The 6,729-nt window shown below is 63.4% G+C and carries 8 protein-coding genes; 4 read left to right on the top strand and 4 right to left on the bottom strand.

Annotation, left to right across the window (positions count from 1 at the left end; translation table 11 throughout):
- The first annotated feature begins 53 nt into the window (after window positions 1-53).
- Both G3O00_RS19425 and G3O00_RS19430 read left to right on the top strand, forming a co-directional pair.
- Window positions 54-911, top strand: a complete 858-nt coding sequence (locus G3O00_RS19425) for a LysR family transcriptional regulator (protein ID WP_206143999.1) — start codon at window positions 54-56, stop codon at window positions 909-911.
- 30 nt (window positions 912-941) lie between these two features.
- Window positions 942-1,592 carry a DUF2625 domain-containing protein gene (locus G3O00_RS19430; protein ID WP_206144000.1) on the top strand — a complete coding sequence of 217 codons (651 nt, stop codon included), beginning with the start codon at window positions 942-944 and terminating at the stop codon, window positions 1,590-1,592.
- 32 nt (window positions 1,593-1,624) lie between these two features.
- Here the strand turns inward: G3O00_RS19430 and G3O00_RS19435 are convergent, their stop codons facing one another.
- Together G3O00_RS19435 and G3O00_RS19440 are read right to left on the bottom strand one after the other, a co-directional pair.
- Window positions 1,625-2,077, bottom strand: a complete 453-nt coding sequence (locus tag G3O00_RS19435; RefSeq protein WP_174932365.1) for a DUF4087 domain-containing protein — start codon at window positions 2,075-2,077, stop codon at window positions 1,625-1,627.
- The gene (locus G3O00_RS19440; RefSeq protein ID WP_206144001.1) at window positions 2,053-2,844 is read right to left on the bottom strand and encodes a hypothetical protein; all 792 of its coding nucleotides are present in this window, start codon (window positions 2,842-2,844) and stop codon (window positions 2,053-2,055) included. The genes G3O00_RS19435 and G3O00_RS19440 overlap by 25 nt, the downstream gene beginning before the upstream one ends.
- Window positions 2,845-3,334: 490 nt before the next feature.
- Here G3O00_RS19440 and G3O00_RS19445 point away from each other — a divergent pair, with 490 nt between their 5' ends.
- Both G3O00_RS19445 and G3O00_RS19450 read left to right on the top strand, forming a co-directional pair.
- A complete protein-coding gene (locus tag G3O00_RS19445; protein WP_011355434.1) occupies window positions 3,335-3,922 on the top strand; it encodes a YigZ family protein in 588 nt (195 codons plus the stop codon).
- Between the two features lie 262 nt (window positions 3,923-4,184).
- The gene (locus G3O00_RS19450; protein WP_011355435.1) at window positions 4,185-4,475 is read left to right on the top strand and encodes an H-NS histone family protein; all 291 of its coding nucleotides are present in this window, start codon (window positions 4,185-4,187) and stop codon (window positions 4,473-4,475) included.
- A 55-nt stretch (window positions 4,476-4,530) separates the two neighbouring features.
- Here G3O00_RS19450 and ppk2 read toward each other — a convergent pair whose 3' ends face one another.
- Window positions 4,531-5,481 carry a polyphosphate kinase 2 gene (gene ppk2 / locus G3O00_RS19455; RefSeq protein WP_011355436.1) on the bottom strand — a complete coding sequence of 317 codons (951 nt, stop codon included), beginning with the start codon at window positions 5,479-5,481 and terminating at the stop codon, window positions 4,531-4,533.
- Window positions 5,482-5,570: 89 nt separating this feature from the next.
- Window positions 5,571-6,729: OmpW family protein (locus tag G3O00_RS19460; protein ID WP_206144002.1), on the bottom strand; the 1,159-nt coding region annotated here is incomplete at its 5' end.

Genomic DNA, 6,729 nt, shown 5'->3' on the forward strand with positions numbered 1-6,729 from the left:
AAGACGATGGCAGAATATTTCAATGATTCGTTTTTGAAATGGATGAGGCCGCGATGAAAACACTCGACATCGAAGCCGTGCAGGCATTCGTACTGACCGCCGACCTCAAGAGCTTCACGCGGGCGGCCGAGGCGATGGACACGACGCAGTCCGCGGTAAGCCTGAAGATCAAGCGGCTTGAAGATGGCCTCGGCCGCCGCCTGCTGGAACGTACGCCACGGCAGGTTCGCCTGTCGGCCGACGGCACCGCGTTTCTGGAACCCGCGCGCGAGCTCGTGGCCGCTCACCAGGGCGCGATCGGCGCGTTCGGCGCCGGCCAGCGGCGGCTGGTGATCGGCGTGAGCCATCACGTCGTCGGCGCCGATTTGCCGATGCTGCTTCGGCGCATGAGCGAAGCGGAACCGGGGCTCGTGCTGGAGATCCGGGTCGCGGCATCGCGCGACGTGCTCGATGCGTTCGACCGCGGCCAGCTCGACGCCGCCGTCGCGCTACAGCACGACAGCCGGCGGCTTGACGGCGAAACCCTCTTGTCGGAGTCGTTCGGCTGGATGGCCGCAACCGATTTCGAGTACCATCCGCCGCAACCGCTGCGGCTCGCGACGCAGGCCGAGCCATGCAGCGTACGCCGCATGGCGATCGGCGCGCTGGACGAAGGCGGTGTCGCGTGGACGGAAGTATTCGTCGGCGGCGGCGTGGCGACGATCGGTGCGGCGGTGTCCGCAGGGCTGGCCGTCGCCGCGCTCGGGCATCGCGTGGCACCCGTCGGGACGATCGACGTGGGCGCGCGATACGGGCTGCCGCCCTTGCCGGCGCGCGACGTGGTGCTCTACTCGAACCTGACCGATGCGCGAGCCCGGCAAGCGCTGCGCACGCTGGGCGCCGCGCTGCGGTCGTCGGTCGGCGTGCGGTGAGGTCGCGCTTGAACAACCCGGAGGAAAAGGATGCGCCCGCTGGAAGAACTGATCAACGAACGCGAGTCGGCGCTCCCGACTTTAGTCGAGTGGGCTGCGGCAGCCAGCCAACGTTGCGAAATACTGCCGCCATCCGATCGAAGTGGCGAAGTGCTTTCAGCGCTTCAGGTATCCACGCGATCGACGTTGGGGGCAATCGCTCATTCGACCGGCGGCATACTGGTGGAGGGCGGCTACCTTCGACTGCTTGGCTCGGGCCATCCCCGGCTTCCGAGGGACATCGTCGGCTGGAACGCCGGGCGATCGTCCGGCTTTCTGTTGATTGCGGACGATGCCGTCGGCGGATTCTTCGCATTGAACGGAGGCGCATTCGGGGACGACACCGGTTCGGTGTACTACTTTGCTCCCGACACCCTGGGATGGGAGCCGCTCGAGATCGGGTACAGCGACTTCGTTCGGTGGTCGCTCGGCGAAAAGCTGCATGACTTCTATGCAAGCTTGCGCTGGCCCGGTTGGCAAGCGGATGTCGAGCATCTGACGACGGATCAATGCTTCAGCTTCTATCCGTTCCTGTGGACGAAAGAAGGATCGGTGGAACATAGCAGCCGCAAGGCGGTAAGCGTGTCCGAGCTCTACGCGCTTCATGCCGACCTCGGGGCCGCCGCGTCACGGCAATCCTAATCGGGCCACAAGCGTTGAATAGCCGCTACACGCTAATTTGGCGGCTGCCATAAATTCTTGTCGCGCAGACAGCGATCAATCGGAATGAGGCGTGCCCGGCGCATCTTCGTCACGTCGCCACCGTCAACGGACTCGAATACCATGCACGCGCATGTCAGATAATCCTCTTCGCGAACCGATGAATACGTATACGACTTCCTCGTATTCGGATACATGTCCGACTGACGAATGACCGGCCATTGCCCGGCCTCCCTGTCGACCATCCAGATCCGCTCGCTGTCATGAAACTCGATTGCATTGTTCTTCGACGAATTCCTCGATAGATCCAGCCAGCCACATCGATCCCCTGACGCGTCAGCATGGATCGGGCACATCAACACCAACGCCGAATACAACATGCCGATCCATGTCTGAATACGGGGGACGAACCGCCACCGGGTATCGCGCATTGCCACCTCAATCAGGGTTTCGGGGCAAATTTCCATTTGCCTTCGATATATTCCAGCGATACATACTTTTCCAGCCCGGTGCTCCAAATCGTCATATCGCCGAGCCTGCGAAACGGATAATATTCGGCCTCGTTACGGACCTTGTGTCCGTGCAACCGCCTATCGATGGAATTTGCCCACTCCTCGAATCCCTGCTCGGCCCGTATCGAATACCTGACGTCCGTCCTGTACGCACCGTTAAGATCCTTGTAGACGCTCCCGTTAATCCTCGACCGGTCCGACGAATCGCCGACAAATAAATCCGCCTCGAGCGACGTGAAGTGATCGTACACATAGCGCCCAAAGCAAAGGGCCTTCGACGAACCGCCGGCCCCGGATGGTCCCGCTTGATTGCGCTGTTCGCGCACATACGGCTTCGCTTGCGGAACAATGTCGTAAATCCGCTTTTCGTGCGGATAGAACTGAACGGGCCCGGCATTCCTCTTCGGCACAATCCTCCTGGTGACGAATCCAGCATCGGCCAGCGCCTCCATCAACGCCAGCGTATATTTGGTCTCGGTGTACACCGGCGCGTCGAAATCGTAGACGACTGGCCAGTTCCGATAATCGTCGCAAACTTCGTCGGTCGTATAGCGCAACGCGTCCTGACGTGCAAACGCTTCTGCCTGAGATTGGGAGGGGGGACTCGGGAACGCGATCGGAGGCTGACTCGATGGCTTGGACCACCCATAGCCTGCGGTGGCGAGTACAACGACTGAAACCATCACTATGGATATCGTCTTGAATCGCACATTCGCTTTCACGATCAATCACTCGCTGCAGTTTCCGGAAGGAATCGAGCGATACTAGCACGCAGCCTTGGACGACCCGGTTATCAAGACATCCGCAATACCGAATCAGGACTGGCGGTTTTTTATTCGAGCATCAGAATGCGTGACCCGCCGCTCGCTTTACGTCCGGCAATCAATAGTTGATGGCTCGCGCGGGCAACATCGGATCCCGACCGGCGCATCCGCCAGGCGCCGCACATCGACGGGCATCCCGTATTCGCCGTCACGGGCGACGGCAGATTCGCCCCCCTCACACCATCCACATCGACGCGTGTCGTTTCGATGTATCCAGCACATCGCCCAGGTCGAGTTCCGATGGCATCGAAATGCATCGACGCCCGCCACGGTAAAATTCCGTCTTCATCCCGCCCATGCAGCCGCCCCATGCCTGCCCGGGCCAGCACCAAAAGAACCGACCCGCCGCCATCACCTTGATTTCCTTACACTTTCCCCGTCGCGACACATGATGTACTCGCTCGCCACCACCTACATCCGCGAACTCGAGATCCGCAAGAGCCGCTTCATCGCGTACGCGATTCCCGTCGACGACCGCGACGCCGCGATGCAGGCACTTCAGCGCCTGCGCGAAGAACACCCGACGGCCACGCATGTGTGCTGGGCATTGCTCGCGGGCGGCCAATCGGGGATGTCAGACGACGGCGAGCCGTCGGGCACGGCGGGCCGCCCGATCCTGGAAGTACTGCGCCATCACGATCTCGACGGCGTGCTCGGCGCGGTCGTGCGTTACTACGGCGGCGTGAAGCTCGGCGCGGGTGGCTTGGTACGCGCGTACACCGATGCAATCGCGTCGGCGCTGCTCGATGCCGAGCGCATCGAGCGCATCCGCTACACGCGGCTCGCGATCGAGATCGGCTATCCCGAGGAGGCGCGCGTGCGCCGCTGGATCGAACAGGCGGGTTATGAACTGGTGGACAGCGCGTACGGGATGACGGTCAAGCTCGTGATCAAGCTGCCCGAGACCGCCAACGCCAACGCGCGAACCGAGTTGTTCGACCTCACGCAAGGGCGATCGGGCTTTCCCGATCTGTGACGAACGGCAACCGCGCGCCCCGTCGCCGCCGTTGCCTGCAAATTCCGCCGAAAAATCAGATACGTCCGATAGAAAAACCGCACGCCGCCACTTAATCTCACCAGGTTCCCGGCGACTCGCGCCGCATACGCTTAATCCGCAGGCCGGCACAGGCAGCACGCAATCGCCACCGGCCGAGTCGGCACGCCAAGGCCGGGCGTGCCGACGTGCGGTTCGTCACGCGTCGCCAATAATCAAAATTCAGCTACGGGATAACGGACGCATGCATCAAGTGCAGACACTGCAAGCCCAGCTTGCGGAACTCGATCGGCGCATCAAGGCGGCACGGAGCCGCGAACGCAATGCGGTGCTGGCGCAGGTACGAGAACTCGTCACCGGCTACGCGCTGACCGCGCGGGAAATCTTCGGGCAGGGTTACAGCGATCGCGCGAAGCTGTTCACCGTCGGCGTGAAGTATCGCGACCCGGCAACCGGTGCGACATGGAGCGGGCGCGGCCGCGCACCCGCCTGGATCGTCGGGCGCGACCGCACCGCGTTCCTGATCCGGGAGTAACGCGCGCCGCGTTGCGCGGCGCGCCCCTTCATCGCAACGAATCCGCGCTGGCCGCTCAGTACGTGTCCGGCACGATCATGTTGTCCGGCACCGGCCGGCGGATGTAATCCTCGTGATGCTCGCGCGGCGGCAGGTCGATCGGTGCGTGCGGCACCTCGTGATACGGCACCTGCTGCAGCAGGTGGTGAATGCAGTTCAGCCGCGCGCGCTTCTTGTCGACGGCCTGCACGACCCACCACGGCGCTTCCTCGATGTGCGTTCGCAGCAGCATCTCTTCCTTCGCGGCCGTGTAGGCTTCCCAGCGGCGGCGGCTCTCGAGATCCATCGGGCTCAGCTTCCACTGCTTGAGCGGATCCTCGATCCGGCTCTGGAATCGCACTTCCTGCTCGTGGTCGGTGATCGAGAACCAGTACTTGACGATCTGGATCCCGCTGCGCACCAGCATCTTCTCGAACTCGGGCACCGAACGGAAAAACTCCTCGTATTCCTCGTCGGTACAGAAGTTCATCACACGCTCGACGCCCGCGCGGTTGTACCAGCTGCGGTCGAACAGCACGATCTCGCCGCCGGCCGGCAGATGCGCGACATAGCGCTGGAAATACCATTGCGTGCGTTCGCGGTTGCTCGGCGCCGGCAGCGCCGCCACGCGGCATACGCGCGGGTTCAGCCGCTGCGTGATGCGCTTGATCGCACCGCCCTTGCCGGCCGCGTCGCGCCCCTCGAAAATGACGACGAGCCGGTGCCCTGTGCTCACGACCCAGTCCTGCAGCTTCACGAGCTCGCCCTGCAGCCGGAACAGCTCGCGGAAATACTCCTTGCGCGCCTCGCGACGCTCCTGCGAAAACAGCAGGTCGTCGTTGTCGTCGAAGCGGCGATCGTCGAGCTCCATCTCGAGCTCTTCGTCGTAGGCGTCGACCAGATCTTCCTCGAAGCGGCGCTGGCGCGCCTCCATCGATTCCATATCGGTACGATCGTCGGTCTCGGTGCGGGTATCGTTGTCGCCCATGGGGCCTCCTTCCATCATTGACGCAGCCAAACTCCGCCATTATCCCAGTGTCGCGCGTCAAATTCATGAAAAAAGGGCCGGCGCACCGGTCAGAAGCGGAATGCGAGCAGCACGCTCGCCAGCACGGGGTTCGCGGAAATATCGAACGTGTTCGACGCGAGTTGCCGGTTCGGCTGGTCGATGTCCAGCGTAATCTTCGTACGTAACGGGATATAGGTCACCATGCCGGTGATCCAGAACTGGCGCGTGATCTGGTAGCTCGCGCCGACGGTGAACACCGGCTCCCACACGCTCTTCACCTTGGCCGACACGTTGGTCTTGCCCGACAGCAGCAGGTCGCCGCCGGCATCCCAGATACGCTGGAACAGCGACGGGTCGAGCAGCAACGACTGCAGGCTGCCGATGTCGGCACCCGCCGCGAGCAGCCCGCCGAGCGACGCGAGCTTGCGCTGGAACACGGGATTCAGGTTCGTGTTCGTGAAGCGCGTATAGCTGATGCCGATGCCCGCGAACGGTCGGAAACGATCGTCGCGCTCGCCGAGATAGTACTTGAACACGACGGACCCGAGCCACGCGCGCGTGGTCGCAAGCGGGTTGCTTTGCGTATTCGCGAGATCGATCAGCGGAAAGCGCCCCTGGACGCCGGAAAAAATCCGGTCGAGCGGCAGCGCGATGCTGCCGTGCCCGCGCAGCGTCAGCACCGGCGGAATGCCCCCGCCGAGTTCGGCCGCCCAGTTCTCCGAGAAAAAGTGGGTGAACGTGAAGGCCAGCGTGTTCGTGTTGCTGAGCGACAGGCTCGAACCCTGGTTCTGGAAGCTGTTCAGCCCGAGGGCGTCCGTGTGCGTCGTGACGGGCGTCGATCGTCCGGTCGTGCCGACGAAGTGCCAGCCGAGGCCGACCATGTTGCGGTCGTCGCCCATCAGCTGCGTCAGCAGCGGCGGCGCCTGGGCGGCCGGCAGATCGGGCAGCCGCGACGGATCGATCGGATGGAGTTCGTACGGCATCCGGTCGGCGTGGACGACACCGCCGGCCGGTGCGTCATCCGCCTTTGCATCGCGTGGCGCGGCAGGCTCGCAGCCGCCGGCTGCGTCGTTGTCGTCGAAGCCGATGCCGTCCATGCCATCGTCGCGCGCTGCCGCGCAGGCGCGCTCCGCCCCGCCGGTTCGCTGACCGAGCGTGATCTTGCGCGCCGTGAACGGTACGGCGTCGGGTTGCGGCCCATCGCCCGAATCGTCGCGCCCGCGGCGG

It is taken from the genome of Burkholderia sp. Ac-20384 (assembly GCF_017104605.1).
Classification (GTDB): domain Bacteria; phylum Pseudomonadota; class Gammaproteobacteria; order Burkholderiales; family Burkholderiaceae; genus Burkholderia; species Burkholderia lata.